21 protein-coding genes are annotated in these 24,196 nt (G+C 56.6%); 5 read left to right on the top strand and 16 right to left on the bottom strand.

The features are described 5' to 3' along the window. Positions 1-139: 139 nt before the first annotated feature. The 5 genes from LT85_RS01090 to LT85_RS01070 all read right to left on the bottom strand — a co-directional run bounded on the left by LT85_RS01090 (position 140) and on the right by LT85_RS01070 (position 5,602). Positions 140-658, bottom strand: a complete 519-nt coding sequence (locus LT85_RS01090; RefSeq protein ID WP_038484246.1) for a flavin reductase family protein — start codon at positions 656-658, stop codon at positions 140-142. A gap of 68 nt (positions 659-726) precedes the next feature. After that, complete coding sequence (locus tag LT85_RS01085) at positions 727-1,866, bottom strand: BMP family ABC transporter substrate-binding protein (protein ID WP_038484243.1); 1,140 nt, start codon at positions 1,864-1,866, stop codon at positions 727-729. Positions 1,867-2,060: 194 nt separating this feature from the next. Next, positions 2,061-2,981 (bottom strand): ABC transporter permease, encoded by a 921-nt coding sequence (locus LT85_RS01080; RefSeq protein WP_038484240.1) that lies wholly within the window; start codon positions 2,979-2,981, stop codon positions 2,061-2,063. Position 2,982: 1 nt separating this feature from the next. After that, complete coding sequence (locus LT85_RS01075) at positions 2,983-4,071, bottom strand: ABC transporter permease (RefSeq protein ID WP_038484237.1); 1,089 nt, start codon at positions 4,069-4,071, stop codon at positions 2,983-2,985. Beyond that, positions 4,064-5,602: an ABC transporter ATP-binding protein gene (locus tag LT85_RS01070; RefSeq protein ID WP_038484234.1), complete on the bottom strand. Its 1,539-nt coding sequence runs from the start codon at positions 5,600-5,602 to the stop codon at positions 4,064-4,066. Before LT85_RS01070 ends, LT85_RS01075 begins: the two co-directional genes overlap by 8 nt. A gap of 383 nt (positions 5,603-5,985) precedes the next feature. Here LT85_RS01070 and LT85_RS01065 point away from each other — a divergent pair, with 383 nt between their 5' ends. The 3 genes from LT85_RS01065 to LT85_RS01055 all read left to right on the top strand — a co-directional run bounded on the left by LT85_RS01065 (position 5,986) and on the right by LT85_RS01055 (position 10,797). Continuing rightward, positions 5,986-6,708 carry a GntR family transcriptional regulator gene (locus LT85_RS01065; RefSeq protein WP_038484231.1) on the top strand — a complete coding sequence of 241 codons (723 nt, stop codon included), beginning with the start codon at positions 5,986-5,988 and terminating at the stop codon, positions 6,706-6,708. A gap of 488 nt (positions 6,709-7,196) precedes the next feature. Next, complete coding sequence (locus LT85_RS01060) at positions 7,197-9,470, top strand: TonB-dependent receptor (RefSeq protein WP_081991892.1); 2,274 nt, start codon at positions 7,197-7,199, stop codon at positions 9,468-9,470. A 193-nt stretch (positions 9,471-9,663) separates the two neighbouring features. Continuing rightward, complete coding sequence (locus LT85_RS01055; RefSeq protein WP_216595038.1) at positions 9,664-10,797, top strand: nucleoside hydrolase; 1,134 nt, start codon at positions 9,664-9,666, stop codon at positions 10,795-10,797. A 64-nt stretch (positions 10,798-10,861) separates the two neighbouring features. On the opposite strand, the gene LT85_RS01050 is transcribed toward LT85_RS01055, so the two are convergent. The 3 genes from LT85_RS01050 to LT85_RS01040 form a co-directional block, all read right to left on the bottom strand. Next, positions 10,862-11,746, bottom strand: coding sequence for an amino acid ABC transporter substrate-binding protein (locus LT85_RS01050; protein WP_038484228.1), 885 nt, complete (start codon positions 11,744-11,746; stop codon positions 10,862-10,864). 296 nt (positions 11,747-12,042) lie between these two features. Then, positions 12,043-12,468: a hypothetical protein gene (locus tag LT85_RS01045; protein ID WP_038484226.1), complete on the bottom strand. Its 426-nt coding sequence runs from the start codon at positions 12,466-12,468 to the stop codon at positions 12,043-12,045. A 184-nt stretch (positions 12,469-12,652) separates the two neighbouring features. After that, entirely contained in the window at positions 12,653-13,582 is a 930-nt protein-coding gene (locus tag LT85_RS01040) for a tetratricopeptide repeat protein (protein WP_172656927.1), read from the bottom strand. Between the two features lie 122 nt (positions 13,583-13,704). Between LT85_RS01040 and LT85_RS01035 the strand changes: the two genes are divergently transcribed. Continuing rightward, complete coding sequence (locus tag LT85_RS01035) at positions 13,705-13,953, top strand: DUF3297 family protein (protein ID WP_038483821.1); 249 nt, start codon at positions 13,705-13,707, stop codon at positions 13,951-13,953. A 199-nt stretch (positions 13,954-14,152) separates the two neighbouring features. On the opposite strand, the gene LT85_RS25125 is transcribed toward LT85_RS01035, so the two are convergent. Both LT85_RS25125 and LT85_RS25745 read right to left on the bottom strand, forming a co-directional pair. Continuing rightward, the gene (locus LT85_RS25125; RefSeq protein WP_081991886.1) at positions 14,153-15,085 is read right to left on the bottom strand and encodes an ankyrin repeat domain-containing protein; all 933 of its coding nucleotides are present in this window, start codon (positions 15,083-15,085) and stop codon (positions 14,153-14,155) included. 209 nt (positions 15,086-15,294) lie between these two features. Beyond that, positions 15,295-15,513, bottom strand: coding sequence for a helix-turn-helix domain-containing protein (locus LT85_RS25745; protein WP_038484220.1), 219 nt, complete (start codon positions 15,511-15,513; stop codon positions 15,295-15,297). A gap of 294 nt (positions 15,514-15,807) precedes the next feature. On the opposite strand from LT85_RS25745, the gene LT85_RS01020 reads away from it, so the two are divergent. Further along, complete coding sequence (locus LT85_RS01020; protein WP_038484217.1) at positions 15,808-16,590, top strand: SDR family NAD(P)-dependent oxidoreductase; 783 nt, start codon at positions 15,808-15,810, stop codon at positions 16,588-16,590. Positions 16,591-16,827: 237 nt separating this feature from the next. Here LT85_RS01020 and LT85_RS01015 read toward each other — a convergent pair whose 3' ends face one another. The 6 genes from LT85_RS01015 to LT85_RS00985 form a co-directional block, all read right to left on the bottom strand. After that, positions 16,828-17,769 (bottom strand): cupin-like domain-containing protein, encoded by a 942-nt coding sequence (locus tag LT85_RS01015; RefSeq protein WP_038484214.1) that lies wholly within the window; start codon positions 17,767-17,769, stop codon positions 16,828-16,830. An 854-nt stretch (positions 17,770-18,623) separates the two neighbouring features. Further along, positions 18,624-19,163: a DUF3455 domain-containing protein gene (locus LT85_RS01005; RefSeq protein ID WP_038484207.1), complete on the bottom strand. Its 540-nt coding sequence runs from the start codon at positions 19,161-19,163 to the stop codon at positions 18,624-18,626. Positions 19,164-19,253: 90 nt separating this feature from the next. Next, positions 19,254-20,123, bottom strand: coding sequence for a helix-turn-helix domain-containing protein (locus LT85_RS01000; RefSeq protein WP_081991885.1), 870 nt, complete (start codon positions 20,121-20,123; stop codon positions 19,254-19,256). 46 nt (positions 20,124-20,169) lie between these two features. After that, complete coding sequence (locus tag LT85_RS00995; protein WP_052134480.1) at positions 20,170-20,568, bottom strand: nuclear transport factor 2 family protein; 399 nt, start codon at positions 20,566-20,568, stop codon at positions 20,170-20,172. Positions 20,569-20,703: 135 nt separating this feature from the next. After that, positions 20,704-21,756, bottom strand: a complete 1,053-nt coding sequence (locus LT85_RS00990) for a WD40/YVTN/BNR-like repeat-containing protein (protein ID WP_156117388.1) — start codon at positions 21,754-21,756, stop codon at positions 20,704-20,706. A gap of 8 nt (positions 21,757-21,764) precedes the next feature. Further along, positions 21,765-24,182 (bottom strand): efflux RND transporter permease subunit, encoded by a 2,418-nt coding sequence (locus LT85_RS00985; protein ID WP_038484204.1) that lies wholly within the window; start codon positions 24,180-24,182, stop codon positions 21,765-21,767. Positions 24,183-24,196: the final 14 nt, after the last annotated feature.

Below are 24,196 nucleotides of genomic sequence, written 5' to 3'. Positions count from 1 at the left end.
GATTTCGACGTCGGGTCCTGATCAGGCATGTGCGTCTCGATATGAAAATTGAAAGAAAATCGAGTATAGCAACGAGCCTCGTGCTTACTCGTTGTCTAATCACAACATCCAGAACATATTTAATTCTTGGCCTGTCTTGTTACAAGTACTCCGGGCGAAACCCGGCGCGGCGGCTTATGCGCTTGCCTGACACCATGAATTCGCCGTTGCCGGCGTAGTGCAGCGTCTGCGGATGTTTGGGGGTGGGCGCGAGATGCGCTTTGACCACTTCAAAGATGAAGAAATTGTATTTATCGATCAGGCTGTCGTCGGCCAGCTTGCATTCCAGGCTGGCAAAGCACTCCTGGATCATCGGCGCTTTCACCTTGCTGGCTTTGACCGGGGTCAGCTGGAATTCCTGGAATTTGTCGATTTCGCTGCCGGAGCAGTTGCCGATGCCGACCACCTTGTCGACCAGTTTCGCGGAAGGGATATTGATTACGCATTCCCGGCTGTTGCGGATCAGGTCGAAGCTGAAATTGCCGCCGGCGATAGTGCAGCCGACCAGCGATGGCGAGAACTCCATCATCGTTTGCCAGCCCAGCGTCATGATGTTGACTTGTTTTTTCCACCTGGAGCTGACCAGGACGATCGGCCCCGGCTCCAGATAGCGGCGGATTTCATGTTGCCCTCCGTTCTGTACAGGAAGCGCGGAGCGGACAGGCCGCTCCGCACAACTGACTATCTTCAGCCCGGCACTTTGCCTTCCACGCCTTGCACGTAGAACTTGATGCCGTGCAGGAAGGCGTCATCGGCGACCGCATCCTTGGCCACCTGTTCCTTGCCGGTGTTGTCGATGACCGGGCCTTTCCAGATTGGCGCGCTGCCGTCGATGATGGCTTTCTTGCGTTCCGCCACCAGCGCCTTGACGTCATCCGGCAAGCTTGGGTTGAAGGCGCCGAGATCGATGCCGTCGTCTTTCAGGCCGAGCCAGCTGGTATCGGTTTTCCAGGTGCCGTCGAGCACCTGGCCGACGCGTTTGTCGTAGTAGACGCCCCAGTTGATCATCGATGCCGCCTGATGCGCTTTCGCGCCGAAGCTGGTCATGTCGCTATCCCAGCCGAAGGCGGCCACGCCTTTTTCCTGCGCGGTCTGGACCACGGCGGCGGAGTCGGTGTTCTGCATCAGCACATCGACGCCCTGGCCGATCAGCGTGGTGGCGGCTTCGCGCTCCTTGCCCGGATCGAACCACTTGTTGACCCACACCACACGCGTGGTGGCCTTCGGATTGACCGAACGCGCGCCGAGGGTGAAGGCATCGATGTTGCGGATCACCTCAGGAATCGGTACCGAGCCAACCACGCCCAGCTTGCCTGATTTGCTGATCTTGCCGGCGACCACGCCGGCCAGGTAAGCGCCTTCATAGGTGCGGACGTCGTATTGCGCCAGATTGTCGGCAGTCTTGAAACCGGTGGCGTGCTCGAATTTGACGTCCGGGAATTCCTTGGCGACCTTGAGCATCGCTTCCATATAACCGAAGCTGGTGCCGAAGATCAGCTTGTTGCCGTCGACAGCCAGCTGGCGGAACACGCGCTCTGCATCGGCTGCCGATTCAGGAACGTTTTCGACAAAAGTGGTTTTCACCTTGTCGCCGAATTTTTCATCGACCGCCTTGCGGCCCTTGTCGTGGGCGAAGGTCCAACCGGCATCGCCGACCGGGCCGATATAGACAAAAGCCACTTTCAGCGGATCGGCCTTGGCCGGCGCTGCTGCCGGTGCAACGGCTGCCGCCGGCGCGGCCGCTTCTTCCTTCTTGCCACAACCGATCAGCGTGGCGGCTGTCAGTGCGACGAGCATTGCGAGTGATGCCCTGCGTGCTATTTTCATTGCTTATCTCCCTCTGTGTTGATGGTTGGTCGGTCTGTTATCAAATCTTCTATTCAGTTTTATTACTAAGTATTCGGATAGCTCGAATAACTCTCGGCTCGTCGTTCCCGCGAACGCGGGAATCCATTGTCATCAGTAACCTGGATCCCCGCGTTCGCGGGGATGACGGCGCTTTTAGAAATACACTTCAATACTCAACTTGCATCCGGCTTGAACGGCTTGCCCAGCGATGCCGGCATGTTCAAACGGATCCAGTCCGGATTGCGCGAAATCAGCGCCAGCACCACGATGGTGGCCACATACGGCGCCATCGACAGCACCTGCGACGGAATGCTCACTCCCATGCCTTGCAGGTAAAACTGCAAGATCGTCACGCCGCCGAACAGCAGCGCGCCAAGCAGCACACGCAGCGGCCGCCAGGTGGCGAAGGCGGTCAACGCCAGCGCGATCCATCCACGGCCGGATACCAGGCCCTCTACCCACATGGGCGTATACACCAGCGAGAGATAGGCGCCGGCGAGGCCGCAGCAGGCGCCGCCGAACAGCAAGGCGGCAAAGCGTATCCAGCGCACCGGATAACCCAGCGCATGCGCCGATTCCGGCGATTCACCAATGGCGCGCAAGACCAGGCCGGCGCGGGTGCGGTAAATAAACCAGGCAATGGCGCCGCACAGCAGCAGGGCGAGATAGCTCATCCAGTGCTGCTGGAACAAGGCCGGGCCGATAAAGGGGATGTCCTTGAGATAGGGAATCCCCATCGCTTGCGCCGGCAGGCCAAGGCCTACCAGGCTCTGCCCGAGGAAAGCGGAAAGCCCTGTGCCGAAAATCGACAAGGCCAGGCCGGTGGCGACCTGGTTGGTCGCCAGCACCAGCGCCAGCCAGGAAAACAGCGCCGCCATCAGCACGCCGCTGAGCGCGCCGGCGAGAAAACCGAGCATCGGGCTGTGGGTGCTGTAGCCGACCGCAAAACCGGCGATGGCGGCGACCAGCATCATGCCCTCCGCGCCGAGATTGAGAACGCCGGCGCGTTCGTTGATCAGCAAGCCGAGCGCTGCCAGCAGCAAGGGCGTGCCGGCATTGATCGAAGCCGCAATCAGTGAAGCTAACTGTTCCATGTCAAATCCTCGCTTTCCGGCGCAAGCGGTAATTGATCAGCGTATCGCTCGCCAGCAGCAAGAACAGCAGCATGCCCTGGAACACGCCGGTGATCGCCGATGGCAGGCCGAGCCGCGATTGCGCCAGTTCGCCGCCCAGATACAGCAGCGACATCACCAGCCCGCCCAATACCGCGCCGACCGGATGCAGGCGGCCGATAAAGGCGACGATAATGGCGGCAAAGCCATAGCCGGGCGACACCGACGGCAGCAGCTGGCCGATCGGCCCGGCGATTTCAAAGGCTCCGGCCAGACCGGCAAAGCCGCCGGAAATCAGCAGCGATACCCACAAGGCGCTGCGGCTGGAAAAACCGGCATAACGCGCCGCATGCGGTGCGACGCCACCGACCATCAGCGAAAAGCCGCGGAAGCTGCGTGTCATGAACACCGTCATCACCGCCGCCAGTATCAAGGTCACGGCGAAACCGATGTGCAAGCGCGTACCGCTCAGCAGCATCGGCAGCATGAATTCGTCGGAGAACACTTTCGATTGCGGGAAATTCATGCCGTTCGGATCTTTCAAGGGCCCGTTCACCGCATACATCAGCAGCAGCTGAGCGACATAGGTCAGCATCAGCGAGACCAGGATTTCATTGGCGTTGAAACGGTCGCGCAACGAGGCCGTGATACTGGCCCAGAAGGCGCCGCCGACGATACCGGCGAGTACCATCAGGACCAGGCCGACGCTGCCCGGTATCGCATGGTTAGGCACGTCAAGGAATACCAGCATGGCGCCAGAGAACAATGCGCCGACGGTGAACTGGCCTTCGGCGCCGATGTTCCAGATATTCGCGCGGAAGCATACCGCCAGGCCGAGTGCGCAGAGTATCAGCGGGGTGGCTTTCAGCAGCAGCTCGCTGATGGCGCGCTTGCCGTTAAAAGGATCGATCAGGAATACCTTGAGACCGGCCAGCGGATCCTTGCCTAACGCGGCAAACAATAACGCGCCCAGCAACATGGTCAGCACGATCGCAATCAGCGGCGACAAATACGTCATGGCGCGCGACGGCGTGCCGCGCAGCTCCAGTTTCCACGGCCACAGATTATGCATGCGCGGCCTCCGCTGTATCCTGCCACAAACCACTCATCCACAAGCCGACTTGTTCTCGCGTAGCCTGCTCGATTGCAATCGATGGCGACAGCTTGCCCTTGGCGATCACGTGCAGGCGATCGCATAGCGCGAACAGCTCATCCAGTTCTTCGGAAATAATCAACACCGCGCAGCCTTCCTGTTTGAGGGCGAGAATTTCGGCATGGATCTGCGCCGCCGCGCCAACGTCCACGCCCCAGGTCGGCTGCGCCACGATGAAGACGCCAGGCTTGCGCTCCAGCTCGCGGCCGACGATGAATTTTTGCAAATTGCCGCCGGACAGGCTCTTGGCCAGCGCATCCGGGCCGCTGGCTTTCACCTTGAAGCGGTCGATGATGGACGCCGCGCTCTTGCGGGCGTAAGCGAAATCGATCATGCCGTGTTTAACATAGGGCGGTTTCTGGTGCGACAGCAGCATATTGGCGGCCAGCGCCAGGGTCGGCACTGCGCCGCGTCCCAGCCGTTCTTCCGGCACCAGCCCAAGGCCGAGCGCACGGCGCGGATTGGGCGCCAGCTGGCCGGCTGCACGACCCGCCAGCATCACCATATTAGGCGCGGCGCGCTGGTCTTCGCCGGAGAGCGCCGCCAGCAGCTCTTGCTGGCCATTGCCGGACACACCGGCAATGCCGACGATTTCACCGGCGCGCACTTCGCATTCGATATCTTTCAGTTCCATTGCGAACAGATGGGCTTTCGGCAGGCTTAAACGGTTGATATGCAGCTTGCGCTCACTGCGCAGCGAATCGGGATTGCGTTCGCGTTGCAGGCGCACCAGCTCATCGCCGATCATCATGCGCGACAGGCCGGCGCTGGTTTCATTGCGCGGATCGCAGATGCCGGTGACTTTGCCGTTGCGCATGACGGTGGCGCTGTGGCACAAGGCGCGGATCTCATCGAGCTTGTGGCTGATATATAAAATGCTGCAGCCTTCGGCGGCCAGCTTGCGCAAGGTGACGAACAATCTTTCTACCGCCTGCGGCGTCAGCACTGACGTCGGTTCATCGAGGATCAGCAACTGCGGATTGGTCAGCAAGGCGCGCACGATTTCCACTCGTTGCCGCTCGCCGACCGACAGGGTATGCACGTGGCGATGCGGTTCCAGCTCCAGCCCATATTTGTCGCCGGTCTGGCGGATTTGTGTCACCAGTTGCAGCATGCTGACGTTGGAGGCCAGGCCGAGCGCAATGTTTTCAGCGACGGTGAGCGTATCGAACAGGGAAAAATGCTGGAACACCATGGCGATGCCAAGCTGGCGCGCAATGTGTGGATTGGCGATGTGGGCCAGTTCGCCGTTCCAGAAAATCTCGCCGGCGTCCGGCTTGACGGTGCCGAAGATGATTTTCATCAGGGTTGATTTGCCGGCGCCGTTTTCTCCCAGCACGGCATGGATTTCGCCGGGTGCGACGGAGAGATTGATGTCGTCGTTCGCCAGCACGCCGGGATAGGCTTTGCGGATATGGGCGATTTGCAGACGCGGTATGGTTGAAGTCACTTCTTCTGCCTGTCAATGAAAGACCGTTGCAAAATAACGCCAGCATTGTTGCGCTCACCAGCCCCGGCGCAGGGAAACGCAAGGCAAGCAACATGCTACATCACTCAGCGGCTTATCGGCGCATTACAAATAATGTTTTGCCGACATAAAGCTACTGCAAAAGCAAACTGCATGCCAGACTCGCCCTGCCACTGCTGATCTTGCCTGGCGCGTTTCCTGCCTAAGAGGCTGTTGCAAAATCAAGATGGCCAGGAGAAGCAACAACGCCAGCTTGATTTTGTAACGGCCGCTAAGAGTTCGGCCTGTGTCTGCTGCGATGATGGCAGCGATAATTTGCGGTAGCATGACAGCAGACTGGTAATCAGAAAATGAAAACAAAGCCCATGAAAAAAAAGCCCGTCACCCCCGCTTCGGCCAGACCCGCTTCAACCCGGGGCAGCGGCGTTGTCGATCAAAAAATCTACGATTCGGTGCTGAAGGCAGTCATGAGCCAACGCCTGCCGCCGGGCACCAAGCTGACCGAGGCCAGCCTGTGCGAACTGTTTGCCGTCAGCCGGACGATCGTGCGCAAGGCCATCCAGCGCCTGGCGCACGATCATATCCTTGAATTGCGGCCGAACCGCGGCGCCATCATTGCGCAGCCGACGCCGCAGGAAACTCGCGAGATTTTCGCGGCGCGGCGCGCCATTGAAGCCGCCATCGTGCCGCTGGCGGCGGAGCATGCGACGCGCGCCCAGATTGCCCGGCTGCGCCAAATCGTCAAAGAAGAACATGCGTCCTTTCATAGCGGCGACCACCCCAAATGGATACGCCTTGGCGGCGAGTTCCATATCCTGTTGTCCGAGACAGCCGGCAATCCGGTCCTGACCCGCTTCCTGCGCGAGCTGGTCTCGCGCTGCTCCCTGATCATCGCCCTGTACCAGGCGCCCAACAAGACTCCCTGCCCGAACCACGAGCATGAAGAACTGATCGACGCCATCGCCGACGGCGACGCCACAAAGGCGATAGCGATGATGAACCAGCATCTGCTCGATATCGAACGCGCCCTGCGTCTTAGCGACGACGAACACGAAGTCGACCTGGCGGAAATACTCGATCTTGCCTGAGCAAGCCCCGCGTTTCCGGGACCTATCTTAGGGCACAACTACGCCCGTCCCAGCTGTCAGAAAGTGTATACAAATTATTCCGAAATGTCGCCATTTTGAAGCACGCACGCGCACTAATCCGGTTCTTGCAACATCCCGCCTTCCCTACTTTGGCGCGACGCTCACCAATAGATGGCGTTATTTTTTGCCGCGCACGGCGCTCTTCTCGCCAACCATACTTATCATCCCTGCAAGTTGTTTTTCGCACGAAAAACGGTTTTCCGGATGTATACAATATATTCCGATACAAATAGACATACCATTTTTCTCTCTTCTTCCTGCCAGGAAAAATTCTGGCACGGTCTTTGCGTTGTGGGTATCCGTTCGGATCAGACGCCGCGCTGTCATGACGGTCTTTGACCTGCACACGATTCACGCAGCGGGCATAACAAAAACAAGCAGGTTCAGATTTTTCGGATATCAACGTCGACACAAGAGGGATGGGAAAAATGGGAAAAAAAGCGAGGGCACGCGCCCACATGCGTTGCGCACACAAGATGATGCTGACACTGGGAGTCGCCTTGCCATTCGGCGCTGCCATCGCGCAGACGGCCGGCAGCGCGGCGCCGGCGGCAACAACTGCTACCTCGGCCACCCCGGCGACGCCTCAGGATACATCGTCCCTGCAGCTGGAAACCATGACCGTGACCGCGCAACGCAAGGTCGAAAAAATCAAGGATGTGCCGATCTCCGTGACCCTGCTCAAGGGCGAGACGCTTGATGTCCTTAACTCCGGCGGCCAGGATATCCGGGTGCTGGCGGCCAAGGTACCGAGCCTGAACATCGAATCGTCGAACGGCCGCACCTTTCCGCGCTTTTATATCCGCGGCTACGGCAATACCGATTTTTCCGCCTTTGCCTCACAGCCGGTATCCCTGATATACGACGACGTGGTGCAGGAAAACGCCGCGCTCAAAGGCTTCCCGATGTTCGACATGGCCGGCGTGGAAGTGTTGCGCGGCCCGCAAGGCACGCTGTTCGGCCGCAATACGCCGGCCGGGGTGGTGAAGTTCGATTCGGCGAAGCCTAGCCTGGATAAGGTATCGGGTTATTACAGCGTCTCCGACGGTACCTTCAACACCGCCAACGTCGAGGCGGCGGTCAATGTGCCGCTCAGCGACCAGTGGGCGATGCGCTTCTCCACATTGGTGGAGCATCGCGACGACTGGATCACCAACAACGGCGGCGGCCCGACCGGCAGCATGGGCGGCTACAACGAACGCGCAGGACGGCTGCAATTCCTGTACAAACCGGACGGCACGTTCAATGCCTTGTTCAACCTGCATTCGCGCGCCTCGGAAGGTAACGCGCAATTGTTCCGCGCGAACATCCTGCAGAAGGGCAGCGACGGTTTCGTCGCCGGTTTCGATCCGGGTACCGTCACCACCAATGCGATGAACACGCAATCGCTGCACACCGCCGGCGGCAGCGCGCGACTGTCGTGGAACCTGGACCAGGTCAAGCTGTATTCGATCACCGGCTATGAAACCATTTCCAGCTATTTCAGCCGCGGCGATATCGATGGCGGCACGCCAACCGGCCCGGGCTTCATTCCGTTCCAGGTACAGACCGGCGGCGGCATCGCCGATCACAAACAGTTTTCGCAAGAGTTCCGGGTCGAATCGAAGAACGACGGGCCGCTCAACTGGCAAACCGGCTTGTACTATTTCTACGAGAACGTAGCCGGCAACAGCTCCAACTTCGACAGCAATACGCAGCAGCAAACCAGTTATCTGCAGAATCGCCAGAAGAATACCGCCTATGCGGCATTCGGCTCGCTGACCTATGACGTCAACGACCGCTTCAAACTGCGCGGCGGCTTGCGGTATACCGAGGACAAGAAGGACTTCAACAACGAGGTCGCCAACAACGTGACCTTCACCGGCCCAAGCTCGATCAGCGAGAGCAAATCGAACGTCAGCTGGGACCTCAGCGCCAACTATGCACTGAACAATGACATCACAACCTATGCGCGGGTAGCCACCGGTTTCCGTGCGCCGAGTATTGCGGCACCCTCTTCCTCGGTCCCGATCACTGTCGCCAATGCCGAAACCATTACCTCTTATGAAGCCGGGATCAAGGCCGATCTGTTCAACCGCCGCGCCCGTGCCAACTTCAGCGTCTATACCTTCGACGTCAAGAACCAGCAGCTGACCGCGGTGGGCGGCGCGTCCAATTCGATCATGCTGGTCAACGCCGCCAAAAGCGTCGGCCACGGCGCAGAGCTGGATCTGGAAGCCAATCTGACTGAGCACCTGCGCATGACTTTCGGCGGCAGCTACAACTTCACCCAGATCCGCGATCCGAACCTGCTGGTGGCGGGCTGCGCCGCCTGCACCATGCTCAATACCCAGGTACGGCCGGGCTTGTATTCGATCGACGGCAATCCCTTGCCGCAGGCGCCCAAGTGGATCGCCAACATCACTGCGCGCTACGGTATCCCGCTGGGCAACAACGACGAACTGTACTTCTACACCGACTGGGCCTACCGCAGCAAGATCAACTTCTTCCTGTACAACTCCACCGAGTTTACCGGCAAGCCTTTGCTGGAAGGCGGCTTGCGCGCCGGCTACAAATGGGATGGCGACAAATATGAAATCGCAGCGTTTGCGCGAAACATCACCAACAAGACGGTGGCGGTGGGCGGTATCGATTTCGACAACCTGACTGCCTTCATCAACGAGCCGCGCATGTTTGGCGTGCAGTTCCGTTCCAACTTCTGATCATGAACATTGCAGGCCGGGTCGGGTGGGGTTGTGCTGTCCCGGCCCGGTCTGCATGTCTTCTTACACTATTAGGACTTACGCAAAATTTCGCCAGTAAGGCATGCCGACGAAGATAGTACGAAGGTACAGCCAGGAGGCATAACGCCGCTGGCGGAATTTTGCGTAAGTCCTAACTATTTGAAAGCGATTTATGAAAGCCAAGTTCATGCAGCGCAAGCTGCTGCCTGCGATATTCATGCTGGGCGTTGCGGTAGCCGCGCAGGCTGAAGGCAAACGCAAGGTCATCATCGACGACGACATCGGTGGCCCGCGTGCGGCGCAACTGATGGCGATCCAGTCGCCAGATGTGGAAGTGCTGGGGATTACCATCGTCAGCGGCTCGACCTGGCGCGATGAAAATATCGCGCATGCGCTGCGTACGCTGGAAGTCATCGGCCGCAGCGATATTCCGGTGATTCCCGGATCGACCTTTCCTTTGCTGAACACCCAGGAAACCACGCGCCGTTGGGAAGCACTGTACGGCAAGCTGTATTACAAGGGCGCCTGGACGGATGAGAAATGGCCGGACGGCACCATCCAGAGCCAGCCCAACTACCATGCACACGATGTCGTGCCGCAGATTTCCGAAGGCATGCCGCATACCAAGCCATCGGCAGAAATCGCCGCCAATTTCATGATCAGGAAAGTCCATGAATTTCCGGGACAGGTGACGATTCTGGCAACCGGCCCGATGACCAATGTGGCGCTGGCGATCAGCCTCGACCCGAGCTTTGCCGCCACCGCGAAGGAAATCGTCTATATGGGCGGCAGCCTGAATCCGCACCAGGTGCTGCCATCCAAATCGGCCGAACAGTTTGCGCGCGAATACATCAACTCGCCACGGCTGGAATTCAATTTCCGTTGGGATCCGGAAGCGGCCAAAATCGCCTTGCGCGCGCCGTGGAAACATATCGTCATGGTGCCGGCCGATCCCTCCACCGCAACCGAACTGAGCAAGAAACTGCTGAGCGACATGACCAAGGCCGATACGCCGCTGGCGCAACTGGTGAAGAAAAATACCGAGACCGGTTTTCCGTTATGGGATGAGCTGGCTACCGCGGTGTGGCTGGACCCGACACTGATCAGAAAGTCCGACCAGTTGCATGTCAGCATCGATACCGACTTCGGGGCCGGCTACGGCAACACCCTGTCCTGGCCCGCAGCCTACGCGCCGCCCGGCTTGATTGCCCAGGTAAGCACCGTGGTGCGCGAAGTCAATGTGCCCGCATTTGAAAAGATGATGATCAGGCTGATGAACCTGCCGACGCCGCCTGCGCCGAAATAACAGCGCCTGCGGTAATTCAGAATACCGGGCGCAAGCTGCACCCGGTATTTTTTTCGTCTCGCACTTACTGAGCTGTCTTGTCCGACGGATAAAGCAGCGAATCGCGCAGCAGATAACCCATCGGCATGCTCATGTTGACCTTCTTGGAGCCGTGCGGCTGGGTGAACCAGGAACTGTAGATCTTCTGGAAATCACCCTCGTTGATCATCCGCACCATCTCCTTGTCCACCAGTTGCTTGAAGGCCGGATCGTCTTTGCGGAACATCAGCGAATACTGTTCGATCGAGAGCGGATCACCCAGCACGGTAAAGTCGGACGGCGTCTTCGCGGTTGCACGCAAACTGTATAGCAGCACATCGTCCATGGCGTAGGCATCGGCCTTGCCCTGCTCAACGAAGGAAAACGATTCGGCGTCGTCCTTGGCTTCCAGCACCTTGATGTTCAGCGAACGCACATTGCTGCGATCGTTGACCAGATCGATGGTGGTGGTGCTCTTGGTAATGACGATGGTTTTGCCGCGCAGGTCCGACCAGTTCTTGATGTCGCTGCCCTTCTTGACGATCATGCGCACGCTGGAAAAGAAGTTCGGCACAGTGAAACCGACACGGGTGCGGCGCTCGGCATTATTGGTAGTGGAGCCGCATTCCATGTCCGCCTTGCCATCGATGACGCTGGAAAAACGGGTAGTGGAATCGACCGGCACATACGCCACTTTGAGATTGGGCAGCTTCAGTTCGCGCTTGACTGCATCGGCGATTTTCAGGCACATGTCGATGGAATAACCGACGATCTGCTTGTTTTCATCGGTATAGGAAAACGGTGCGGTTTCGCGGTAGGCGAAGGTGATGGTCTGGCTATCGCGGATCTTGCCGAGGGTATCGCCGGCGCTGGCAGCCAGCGGTGTCAAAATACATAACAAAGTCAAACCATGCTTCATCACACCACGCATAAAGAGAACTCCGATAAGTCGCTAAAGGCCGCCGCCGGCATGGCCAACGGCGGGCTAAAAAATAAATGAGGGTGCTTATTTCCTCGCGTCAATATATCAGTACTTCGTGCGCTTGCGCGGTCTGTTACAAATTGGCTACACGACTTGTGTATGTGTGATCTGACCGTCAATTCCTGGACTTGGCATTAGGATTCAACTGTATTAGTTCAGATTAGAATTGAGTCGTTGTGTTTGATGCGAACGGCCGTAAACGACTGTGGATTCAACTGGGCATTCAACGTCAAACTACAAAGTGCTTATTTTTCTCTTGCTTCAAGACCGAGAGATTTCCTGGTCTCGGCTGACAGTGCGTCAAAGCGGCGCAAGTAGTGCTGCTTTGAATCCGTCGGGGAGAAGATAACTCTTTGGATTGGATCGTAGGTCATAGTGCCACTGATAACGACCTTGCCGTTTTCTGTGAAATCAAGGCCTAAGCTATTGGTACTCGGGCTGTATGAAGTGACTACAACTTGAACTCCCGCGACGGCTTTTCCATCACCCCCAATACTTGCCCCCATACCGTCAGTATCGAGATAAAGGGCTTGCCCTTTCATCAGTGTCTCCCCACTGAACTCGGTACCCTCAGTTGCCCAGATGCCCGCAAGATCGGTAGGAATTGCGGTCGCGGCAATTGCGTCAGCGCCATAAAAAGAGAAGATAGCTGCAAATAGGATGTGCCTCATATGGAGCCTTAATAGAAGGGTTGGTGCGCCATGATTTCACTGAAAATTAACAGGATACCAATGCAGAAGGAATAATATCCACCATGAATCAACTATCGCTATGAGAAAAGCACTCATCCGACCGATTCTGGCCGACGGCGGACCATGGCAAGTCTGTGATGCAATGACTTGGCGACAGAAATCGTTAAGTATGGTCCAGCATCAGTGAATGACAATATGATAGGGTATTCGGTCGACGAAGCCAGAATTCCGCTTGCTCATTGTCGAGCTTTACGCCCAACCCAGTTGAATACATTATGGCCAACGCACATTGTGCTTCACCAACCATTCCGCCATATCCCTTGCCATAATCTGACGCTTTTAGGAACCACTCTGAGGCTTCGGCATAGTTTTTCGGCAAGCCTTTCCCCTGAGCATACAATCTACCAATGCTAAATTCGGCTCGTTGATATCCATTTGGCAAAATAAGTCCATTGGATTCATCTGATTTTTTATACCAATCCATTGCTTGAGAAAAGTCTTCGGAAACACCGATACCGTACTCATACATTTCTCCTAGCCGGTATTTTGCTGTTCTATTCAACGCATTATTCTTGATGCTGATTTCATAGAATTTCACCGCATTTCGTTTTGAAACAGGTACATGCAATCCGCGGTCATACATTTGGCCAAGGTCGTACGCTGCATCACCACTTCCATTTAAAGCGGCCTTTTCCATCCAAAAAACACCTTGCTTCGAATTTTGTAAAATACCCTTGCCTTCCAAATAACGGACTGCTAAGAAGTACTGGCTAAGAGGATCGCCGCCTTCGGCCTTAGCTTGAACATCCTTCGCGTTTCTAATTTCCTGATCTTCCGTCGCTCGGGGAGTTCTCGGACAATGTGGACAGTAAGTATCATCGACAAACCAAAAAAGAAGCTTCGTTTGTCGTTGAATGTCTTCATCGTTTATGTATGGGCCACCTTGATTCTGAATGTAATTAAGTCTTTCAGCGAACAAAGCGTTGAGTTTTTCTTCTCCGATATTGCTTAACGAAGATGGTGATACCGGACGAGGGTTCGCACAAGCAGCCAATATAAATAAAGGAAAATATAGAAGTATATTTTTCATCATGCACATGTCCATTCCAATTTAATTTTCAGCATTGGTAATACGTAAGCTCGCTACGGTTGTTCGTTCGACATTACGCTGATAAAAAATTGTTTTGCTTAATCTTATAGTTGATAATTGTAGCTATGAACGATACCCAAAACCGCCCACCACTTCCCGATCGGCTCTCAGTCGATCCTCGTAGCCCTTACTATAACGCCGCCATATTTGAACATGATGTTGGTATTAAACTTAACGATAAAGAACGCTTCGAAGTTGAGGAATACTGCATCAGCGAGGGATGGATTAAAGTCCCGGCCGGAAAGGCGCTAGATCGGAAGGGCAACCCCTTAATGACTAAAGTAAAAGGCACTGTCGAACCTTTCTATCGGTAGGTGCTGTTCTTTGATTGGCATTTCTTAACTTCTTTGATTGCCTGCAAGGGCGTGTGCGCTAACATTTTTTTCGATGGCGATTACACGTCCGCTTTTGACCGATTGTTGCCCGTCACGATACTCAGCTAATACAGCCGTTTCGGACAGTCGCCACTGGCTGAATTCACAGCACAAAGCGGTCATGGTCGGTAATACTTATCTATTCTTTTTCCCCTGCGTTACTTAAAATTTCGGCGACTGCTTTGCAGCGCTGCACCAATTCATCCTTTGCATCAGGACCGTCGCCGCACTTATGCGCCCATTTAAGTGGTGTCACGGTATCAATACCGGAACGTATAGTTTGGTTAACGTTTGCGCCACGACTAATAAGCAAGATAGTCATTTCCGGGTAGCCCATGGCAGCGGCGTGTATTAGTGGGCTACCGAAACCGTTGGAATTCTCGTGAAGGCCATTTGGATTCGCACCGAGATCCAGTAATATCTTCGCTGTTGTGATATCCCCACGAACGACAGCAAAAATCAGAGGCGTCCGAGACTGTGCATCTTCTGAATTTATCGCGGCACCATGCTTCGATAACCATTTTATGGTCTTTATGTTTCCGTTTCTTGCGGCACAAACTACGGAGGGGCATTGTCGCCCCATCGGTGCAGCGGAATCGAGAAGCGGGGCAAAATTCAAATGCTCTAAAGAAGCCCCATGCTTCAATAATATGTCTCCAATTTCAATTGCGCGATCCTCTTCTTTCTCGTCTGCATTGGGTTGGTCAATGACATACAGGATCGCTGATCTGCAATTGCCGACACAATTAACTTCAGCCCCTTTTTCTAGCAGGTGCTTCACGAGAAGCACATTTCGATGGATGATGGCCAAGTCAACCACTCTCAAATCCATAGCCGGCGTGCAGTAATTCACGTCTCCTACTGTTGGCAAAATATTTAAAGCAATATCTGCATTATTCGATTTCACTGCTTCATAAAGTGCTCGTTTATTTGACGAAAAATCTTTGAATTCATCGCAAGGATAAAAATTTTCTGGCACAGACACAGTTGCAAAACTTGGGATTGGCAATGCCAAAATGATTGCTGTGAAAAACGTGAAATATAACACCGAGAAAAAGTGTATGAGTTTCATTGAGTTCCTCTGTGGTATGCCAAATTTGGAATGCCAATTATGAAAACATCTTTGATGAACGGCTGCTACTGGCCGATAGTTCGTAAGCGTTAACTCCACACCCAATGTAGCGAGATACCAAAATTTTATCGTTGTTGTGCTGTATCACGCTGGAGCATCTGGCCCATCAATTCGTGAATTTTGTTGATAACCTAGCCGGTCGGCGTTAATTAGATCCCAATGATAATTTTCCCTGGTGAAGCGCCGCACGCTTCACACCAAAGTATGAATTCAAGTGCATCTAGATAGCGTTCTCCACGCTCAATTTTCGATACATAGCTTTGCCCCCGGCCTAATTTTTGGGCAAGTTCCGCTTGGGTAAGTCCCGCACTGTGTCGCACACCTTGCAACACCTCACGAAGCGCTTCATATCGTTGACTATAAATCATGGAATGATGCTATAGTCCGTTTTGGAATAATCCATTTTGGACTATTTGTGGCCCAAAAGCTTACGTAGAAAAAGGGGGCGAATTACGGGGAACAGATCAGCCTCGATTCCGTGCTAAGGGACGCAATGGCGAATTGATGAATAACGACGCTGCTACTACAAGGCTAGTACGCCTGAGGTTGTCACGCAGGCGATCCTTATGTGGTGAAAATTAAAGACATAAAGCCCTCCAAACAGCGATCTGCCAAAGCCCGCTTTCATCGTTTTTGGAGTGCCGCAAGTTGCGAGGACCAACATGAACCAACTCAACGCCTACTTCTCCCTCAAAAACAAAGTCGCCCTGGTCACAGGCGCTGCACGCGGCATCGCGCTCCACATCGCCTGCGCTCTCTCCACCGCCGGCGCCCGATTGGCTATCCTGGACGTGCGCGAGCAGGAGGGGCAGGTCGTCGCCTGGTTGCTTGGCAGCGCACAGGGGCGGGCCAGGTTCTGGTCGCTCGATGTCAGCGACCGCAAAGCAGTGCAACAAGTGATGGCGGCGGTGGAGGGCCATTTCGGCCGTATCGATATCCTGGTCAACAGCGCCGGCATCGATGCGGATAATCCGTCGGCGCAGGGACTCTCGCTGGCGCAGTGGGAGAAGGCCATGTCGGCCAACGTCAACGGCAGCATCTTGTGCTCCAAGCATGTGATCGCAGCAATGGAGCGGGCTGGTGGTGGTTCTATCGTCAATGTGCTGTCCTTGTGCGCTTTGGAGGATGAGCGACATGAAGCGGCGGACCATGCGGCGAAAGCGGCGCTCCGGATGGCCAACATGAATGCGATGCGCTATGCGGCGCGCAATATCCGCGTCAATACGATCCATCCTGGGTTTTCACGGCCACCGGCGCTGGTGGAGGCTTTGCGTAAGCAAGGCGATCTGACGCAGAGGCTGGTTGATTTGGCGGAGGTGCAGATGCTGACGGGGCGGGGTTCGGCGACGGATGTGGCGGCGGGGATTCTGTATCTGGCGTCGGATGCGAGCCGGTTTGTCAGCGGGACGGAGCTGGTGATCGAGGCGGGGTATGGCGGCCGCTGAAGCAGAGAGGGAATGAGTTAGGTTTTGCAGCGACACAAAAACAAAGAATGTTTATGTACACGCGTTAGCCAAATTTTTACATTTTTTCTGGTGTAGATAGCGTTATGGCCCCAGATCTGGCGCTTGCAATGCGTTATTGCAATGACCTAACCCCGATCTCCTGCTTGGACCATCGGCATGGATCTTTCAGTATTACTCTTACCATCTGGCCCCTTTTTGCTTGCGGATTCGATCAACTTAGCCAACCTTATACGAAGTATCCCCGCTCAACGCCAACGGCAGCGCTCTCGCCCACCGGTTCGCCGAAAGCGAAAAGGTCAGCGAGCGAACCTGGTGATACCACCCCGCCGGCACATACAGGAGCTCACCAGGCTGCATGATGCATTCGATCATTGCTGCCTGGCGGGCAAGCGGAAATTGCTCGAAATCCGGCGCCTCGGGATCAAACGGCGAGCCGAACAAGATGGCGTTCGCCTCGCGCGGATATAGGAACTCGTCGTGGTGAGGCGGCGACAGGAAAATACGCTTGCTGCCCCAGATCTGTGCGAAAACATTATCGTCGTAGTCGCAATGCAGCGGCGTCACCGTTCCCGATGGGCCAAGCCAAAAGCGTGGCGGGCCCATTTTTTTAAAATAGGCGGGCCAGTAGCACAAGGCATTCAATTCGCGCAATTCGAGATTGCCCAGATACGGTGGCAGGTCCTGCGTGTTATTTGCGACAAGCTCAAGGTACGCCAGCAGCGACATGTCTTGCATCGCCCGGTCAGGCGCGAACGCGGTATTGATATAGTCGCCAACCCGCGCGCGCACGTGCAGCTCGCCAAAGCGGTCGCGCAGCGTTTGTGGCGTGAGAGCGGATAGCGGCCACTTGCCCACGAGCCCGGTGATGACGAATGGCAAGCCTTTTGCTGCATGCATGCGGAAAGCAGCAGCGTCGAGCGTGCCCATGCGCGGCACTTCTGAAATGACAGGCAGGTCGCGGCTCGCGTGCTTGATCGCCTCACGCATTTCCTGTATCGAAGTGACGCCGCGAACCAGCGCGTCCTTTCGCTCTCGCGCCTGTTTTTTGGCAATGGCTTCTTCGGGCGAGATGGCCGTCGATGACGGGCGGGGTGGCAGTAATCTTGGTGATCGGGATTTCTCTGGCCGCTCTTGATTATCGGCTACCTGCTTTTTCATATTTCATTTTCTATCACTGTGCAAATTGTCTATTAATGGAGGAGCTGGGGTCATGTCTTGAAATGACGCATTACCGAAATACGAGTACGAGACGCCTTCTTCGGTCTCACTAACGGTGATCATGGCCAGTCCCTCTCTGGAAATTTGCATAATTCACTTGCGAATTATGCAATTAAGAAACGATAATTTGCCGCAACATTATTAATCTATGGGCTAACCTAGATTTTCGCGAAAGCACAATAAGATTCCAGGGAAATATGATCGCTGATTCAATGAGTGCCGACAAGCCAAATGATATTTCCAATGGGCCGCAGCTTTACAAGACTATTGAAATTGACCCGCCATTTTTTGCGGTGTCTCTTTTCAAACTCGCTATCATGTCTATCTTCACGGCGGGGTTTTATGAGATCTATTGGTTTTATCGAAACTGGCGGATTATCAAAGTCCGCGAGAAGTCCAATATAGCCCCAGGCGTTAGATCCGTATTCTCGATCTTTTTCTGCTATCAATGCTTTTCCCGCATTCACAAATTTGGCGCTCAGATCGGAGTGCGAGCAGTTGTGCCCCCCATCGTATGGACTGCGGGGTGGGTGCTAATTGCAGTCTCGCCCCAACTTGGAGGACGGTGGCTGTTACTCTACTTGCTTTCATTCATTTACTTGCTCCCGGTGCAGGCACATGTAAATCGGATAAATGCGGCAACACCCTCTCCTCACGCTGAGAATTCCAAATTCAGCCGATCGAATTGGATCATTATTGTCATCGGGGCAATCATGTGGACACTCATAATTGTTGGGGTCAACCAACCCAGATTCTAGCGGCTGGATACGTCATAGCTTGTTAAGGGTGAACTGCTAAGACTTCGCTGAGTAAAAACGATAAATAGCCTGATAAGGCACACGCGTTTCCTGCCCAAGATGTGCCTGGTCGCAGCCGTCGGACGGTGCAGCACCACCGAGAGTCTGCAAGCGCTGGATGCTTTTCGTCATGCCGAAAACGCCGATGCCGGAAGTCGATTTGGCGCTCAGCAGCAGCCATGCAATATCGTTTGCATCCGGGCTCTTGCTTTGCGCCTGCACAGCGCCGACCACCTTGCTGCCATCGGTCGATTCCCAGGTCGGGCCGGCATAGTGCTTGCCTATTTTCTTGCCGTCCTGGTCGAACAGATCGGCCTGTGGCGCTACGAAATTCCACACGAATTTTCCGGCGTCGGTTTTCGCTTCGCCGCATTGGTAAATTTGCACGCCGGTCGCCTTGGCTTCCAGCGACAAGGTCTGGCCGGGTGCGACATTCAGGTTGTCCGGGACCGTAATCGGTGCGATCGCCGGCGTGGTTGCGCAAGCGGTCAGCAATGTGCAGCATGCCAGCGTGATGCCCGATATCTTTCTCAACATTTATTTTCTCCGCAATAGGGAATGAACAGGTTTAGTTACCTACAGGCATCAGCATTGTATGCCTATATCTGTCCACCCACTTGCGGCTGCCTAGGCGCGGCTTTTAAACCAGGCGGCAGTCACCGCATCCGCCGGGAAGAACGACTCTATCCGCAGCTCGTGCACGGTGACGTCGTGCGGCGTGCCCATGGTGGTGATCGAGGTGAACAGGTTCAGTTCAACGTCATCCTTGCGGATCGTCATCGCCAGGAACGGCAGCACGCGCGTGTCGAGATTCGGCGCTTGCGTCGCGGCTTTGACGCCAGGAAGCGCTACCAATTGCTCCAGCAATCCGGTGGCTTCGCTGCCGGGGCCGTCGCTCATGGCTTCGCGCTGGATCCAATGCAGCAGATCGGCGCTGACGTCTTGCCAGTTGACGAGGTATTTGCGGATCGCTTGCGGGTCCAGCATCAGCTTGAGGACGTTGACGCCTTCACGCGGGATTGGCTGCGCATCCGGCATGTCCAGCAGCCAGCGGATCATCATGGCGGCCGGGCCGTTGCTCATGACCAGGTTCCACAGCCGGTCTACCACCAGCGCCGGGTACGGTGCCTGCTGGGCCAGCATGAAATCCAGCGCCTGCTTGACCGAGGCCAGTTCCGGATCGGACAATTTACGCTCCTGATAGGCCGGTGCGAATCCCGCCGCCAGCAGCATCACATTGCGCTGGCGCAGCGGGATGTCCAGCACCGTGCCGAGTTTGAGGATCAGTTCCCGGCTCGGTTGCGAGCGCCCGCTTTCCAGGAAACTGATGTGGCGCTGGGAGATCTGGCTTTCGGTCGACAAACGCAGCTGGCTATAGCCGCGTTTGTCGCGCCAGTAACGCAGGGCCGCTGCAAAGTCGTTGAAATAGCGGTTGCGGGCGGCCCGCTCGGAGTCCTCTTTGCTACCCGCTTCCGCTGCCAGTTGTGATGCACCCATAAGTTGCCTCCGAAGAATTATCCGCAGTGTAGCGTGCTATCCGCCGCTATGCAGGAAGCGCCATTGCATCCAGGAAGCCGGTGACCTTGCTGATGCGGCCGTCGGCGGCCACCACCGCGATGTCGGTGCCGTAAGCCACCGGTTCCGCACCGTCGGCCCCTAGGGTCCAGAAAAAGCGCACCACATCGTTGTGGCCATCCTGTTTGCCATGCAGTTTGAAACGCAGCCCGGCAAACTGTTGCTGCACCGCGCCGATCATGGCGTCCAGGCCGTCGTGGCCGGCGCTGCGCGCCATCGGATCGAGATACACGGCTTCGGGCGTGAATACTGTCGCGATCAGGGCGCGGCGGCGGGCGACGTCGGTTTCGCTCCAGGCTGCGATGTAGCGGCTGGCGATAGCGTGGGCCTGGTCGGCAATGGTTGCGCTGTGATTGAGTTCAGTCATGATCGTGCTCCATCAAAGTATCGTTGGTTTAGGGAGAATGTTTTGTCGTTGTCGACAGAAACATTCTCCGCCCGCCAGGGAGCACGGTCGATTACGTCTCAGGTAATCAAACTGAGGAATGCCGGATAGCCTGCGCTATGGCTTGGCAGCAGGCGGTTGCAGCACGCCGGCCATGGAAAACAGCGCCAGCTGCGCCGGCCCGGCACCGGGCGCTTTGAGCAGTGCGGTGATGGGTGCGTCTTCGAGGTTTTTCTCAGATTTGAAATGACGGCCGCCATCGCTGCTGGACAATAGCGTGCCGCCCATGCCGCCAATCGCCAGGTTTTGCCCCGATCCCGATAGCCGGGCGACGTCGGTCAGCGATTGCGTGGTGCCGGAGGCGATCGCTTGCCAGCTCTTGCCATCGTCGGTGCTGCGGATGATGTGGCCGCGCATGCCGACCGCCACCACGGTGCTGACGCCATTGTCGGAAAACGCCACAGCGCTCCATAGCGAGCCTTTCTCGCCAGTGTCGATCACCTCCCAATGCTTGCCGCCGTCTTCCGAACGGAACACCGTGCCGGCCTCGGCCATGATCAGCAGCGCGCCGCTTTGAGTGGCGAGAATCCGGTACAGATGCCGGTCGGCGGCGTCGCCATCGCTCAGCTTCACTTGACCCCATGTCCGGCCGCCGTCGGCGGTGCTCAGCGCCATGCCGAACAAACCCACTGCCAGGCCGTTGCTGGCGTCGCCAAACCAGATCGACAAGATCGGCTGCTCTTCGCCGTATTGCTGGCGCAAGAGCTTCCAGGTATCGCCGCCGTCGGCGGTTTTCAGGATCACGCCATCGTGGCCGGCGGCCCAGCCGTTGTTGCGGTCGATGAAGACCACCGAGGTCAGCATAGTGCGGGTCGGCACGCTGCGGGCCTGGCGATATGTCTTGCCGTCGTCGGAGAGCAGAATGACGCCGTGATCGCCGACGGCGATGATCCGGCCGCCAGGCCCTTCTCCGGCGACGGTTGCCGCCAGCAAGGAAGTGCTGGCGGCCTGCGCACGAATCTGTGCGGGGCGATTGGTGGGCCAATCGGAGGTGACGGACTCCGCGGCGTGAGCAACTGTGCTGAAGGCCGACAGCGCCAAAAAGGCTGCGCTTAGCCAGCCGGTCAATGGCGTCTTGTACTTACGCGAGATGATTGGCATTGATCGCATGGATATTCTCAATGAGCGGCAAAAGATGGCGCGCGCAGTGTGCCGGAACGACGGGGAAACAGACTCTCCAGCACCACCGCAAAAGCCGGCAGCAACGTCACCGCCATCACCATGTTGACCAGGAACATGAAGGTCAGGAGCTTGCCCATGTCGGCCTGGAATTGCAGCGGCGAGAACGACCAGGTCGCCACGCCTATCGATAGCGTCAGCGCGGTAAAGATGGTCGCCACGCCGGTTTCATGCAAGGTGCGCTCTACCGCGCTGCTGATATCGACGCCGGCGCCGAGATGCAATTGCAGGCGGTTGTAAATATAGAACGCGTAGTCGACGCCGATGCCGGTCGCCAGCACCATCACCGGCAAGGTCGCCACGGTGAGGCCGATATTCAAGTCCTTCATGAACCAGTAACCCAGCCAGGTGGCCACCGTCAAAGGCAGGCAGCAAGCCAGCATGGCGCGCCAGTCGCGATAGGCCAGCAGCACCAGTATCAAAATCGCCGCGTACACGTATAGCATCATCGGCAGTTCGCTGCGTTCCAGCACTTCGTTGGTGGCAGCCTGGACCCCGGCGTTGCCGCTGGCCAGGCGGATCTTGACTCCGTTCAGCTGGTTGTTGCGGCGGAATTCTTCGACGGCTGCGACTACGCCTTTGATGGTGGTCGCCTTGTGGTCGCTCAGGTACAGGTTGACGCCTTGCGCCCGGCAATCGGATGAGGAGAAACCATGCAGCTGGTTATTCGCGCTGCCGAACTGCGAGCCAAGACCGCGCGCATCGCGGGTGATGGTGTTCATCTTCGGATTGCCTTCGTTGAGGCCGGCGTTGACGCCCTTCAGCACATCGGCCACAGAGCGCACCGACATCACGCCGGGGACGCCACTCATCTGTTGCGCAAAATCGTCCATGAACAATTGCGCGTCGGGTCGCGCGCAGGCATCCAGCTTGCCGGTCGGCGCTACTTCAAACACGACGGTCAGCCAATCCAGGCCGACATCGAAACGCGCCGTGATATCGGCGGCGTCGCGGTTGAAACGCGCCTCCGGTCGCAGCTCGGCAGCGCCGGCTTGCAGACTGCCGACATGACGTCCCTGGCTTTGCCAGACGGCGACGCCGAACAGAGCGGTTCCCAAGGCCACCACGATCCATGCATTGCGCGGCCGCGCTACCAGCGCCAGCCAGCTCAACCAACGGCTATGCTGCTCGCGGCGGCCGATGGCGCGTTGCGCGTAATCGCGCGAAAAACTAAAGCACGAAGCTGCAATCGGCAGCATCACCAGGTTGGTGACGATCTTGTAGCCGACGCCTATCGATGCCGCAATCGCCAGTTCGCGGATCATCGGAATCGGAATCAAGGTCAGCGTGATGAAGCTGATGAAGGCGGTCACCAGCGCCAGCGTGCCCGGTATCAGCAGGCCGGTGAAGCTGTGGCGTGCTGCCTGTTCGGTATTCTTGCCGTCGGCAATCTCGCGTACGATGAAATTGATCTGCTGTACGCCGTGCGACACTCCGATGGCGAACACCAGGAACGGCACCAGGATCGCCAGCGGATCGAGGCCGAAACCAAGCAGCCGCAAAGTGCCGAATTGCCACACCAGCGAACTGAGCGAACACACCAGCGGCAGCAAGGTCAGCCGCAGGGAGCGGCAATACCAGTACACCGACAAGCCGGTCAGCAGCAAGGCGATGCCGAAGAACACCATGACCTTGCTGGCTTCTTCGCCGATATCGCCGATGGCTTTGGCGAAGCCGATGATCTGGATATCGACGTCGGCATTTTCAAACTGTTTGCGTACCTTGTTTTCCAGCAGTTGGTTGAAGGCGCGGTAATCGAGCGGCTGGCCGGTTTGCGGATCGCTGTCTTGCAGCTCGGCCAGCACCATGGCGCTGGTCTGGTCACGCGACACCAGGTTGCCGAGATAACCGCCGGCGACGACGCGCTCACGGATGTCGGCGATCACTTGCGGATTCAGCTTTTCCGGGATGATGTCGCCGCCGGTGATCGGCAGCGCCTTGAAGCCCTCCTCCGTGATTTCGGTGAAGAACACGTTCGGCGTCCACAGGGACATGACGCTGCTGCGGTCCACGCCTTGCAAATAATTCACCGCATCGGTCACACCCAGCAACTGGCGCAGCACCGGCGGATTCCATATCGTGCCTCGGCGCGCATGCACCACCACGATCAGGCGGTTGGCGCCGAACAGCGCTTCCCGGTACTGGTTGAAGGTCTTGATATATTCATGCTGCTGCGGCAAGGTCTTTTCGAAACCGGCCGACATGCGCAAGCCCAGCGCCAGCACCGCCATGCATACGGTGAATACCGCAAAGGTCAGCAGCACTGCAAAACGCCGTTTGAAGAGAACCGACTCCAGCCCCGCAACCAGCCTGTGCAGCCGGCTTTGCGGCGGGAGATGTTGACTTGAACCGCTCATGCTTGCATCCAATC

The organism is Collimonas arenae, from assembly GCF_000786695.1.
GTDB lineage: Bacteria > Pseudomonadota > Gammaproteobacteria > Burkholderiales > Burkholderiaceae_D > Collimonas > Collimonas arenae_A.
The sequence above is the reverse complement of the archived record's forward strand: the minus strand, read 5'-3'. Positions and strand labels throughout refer to the sequence as shown.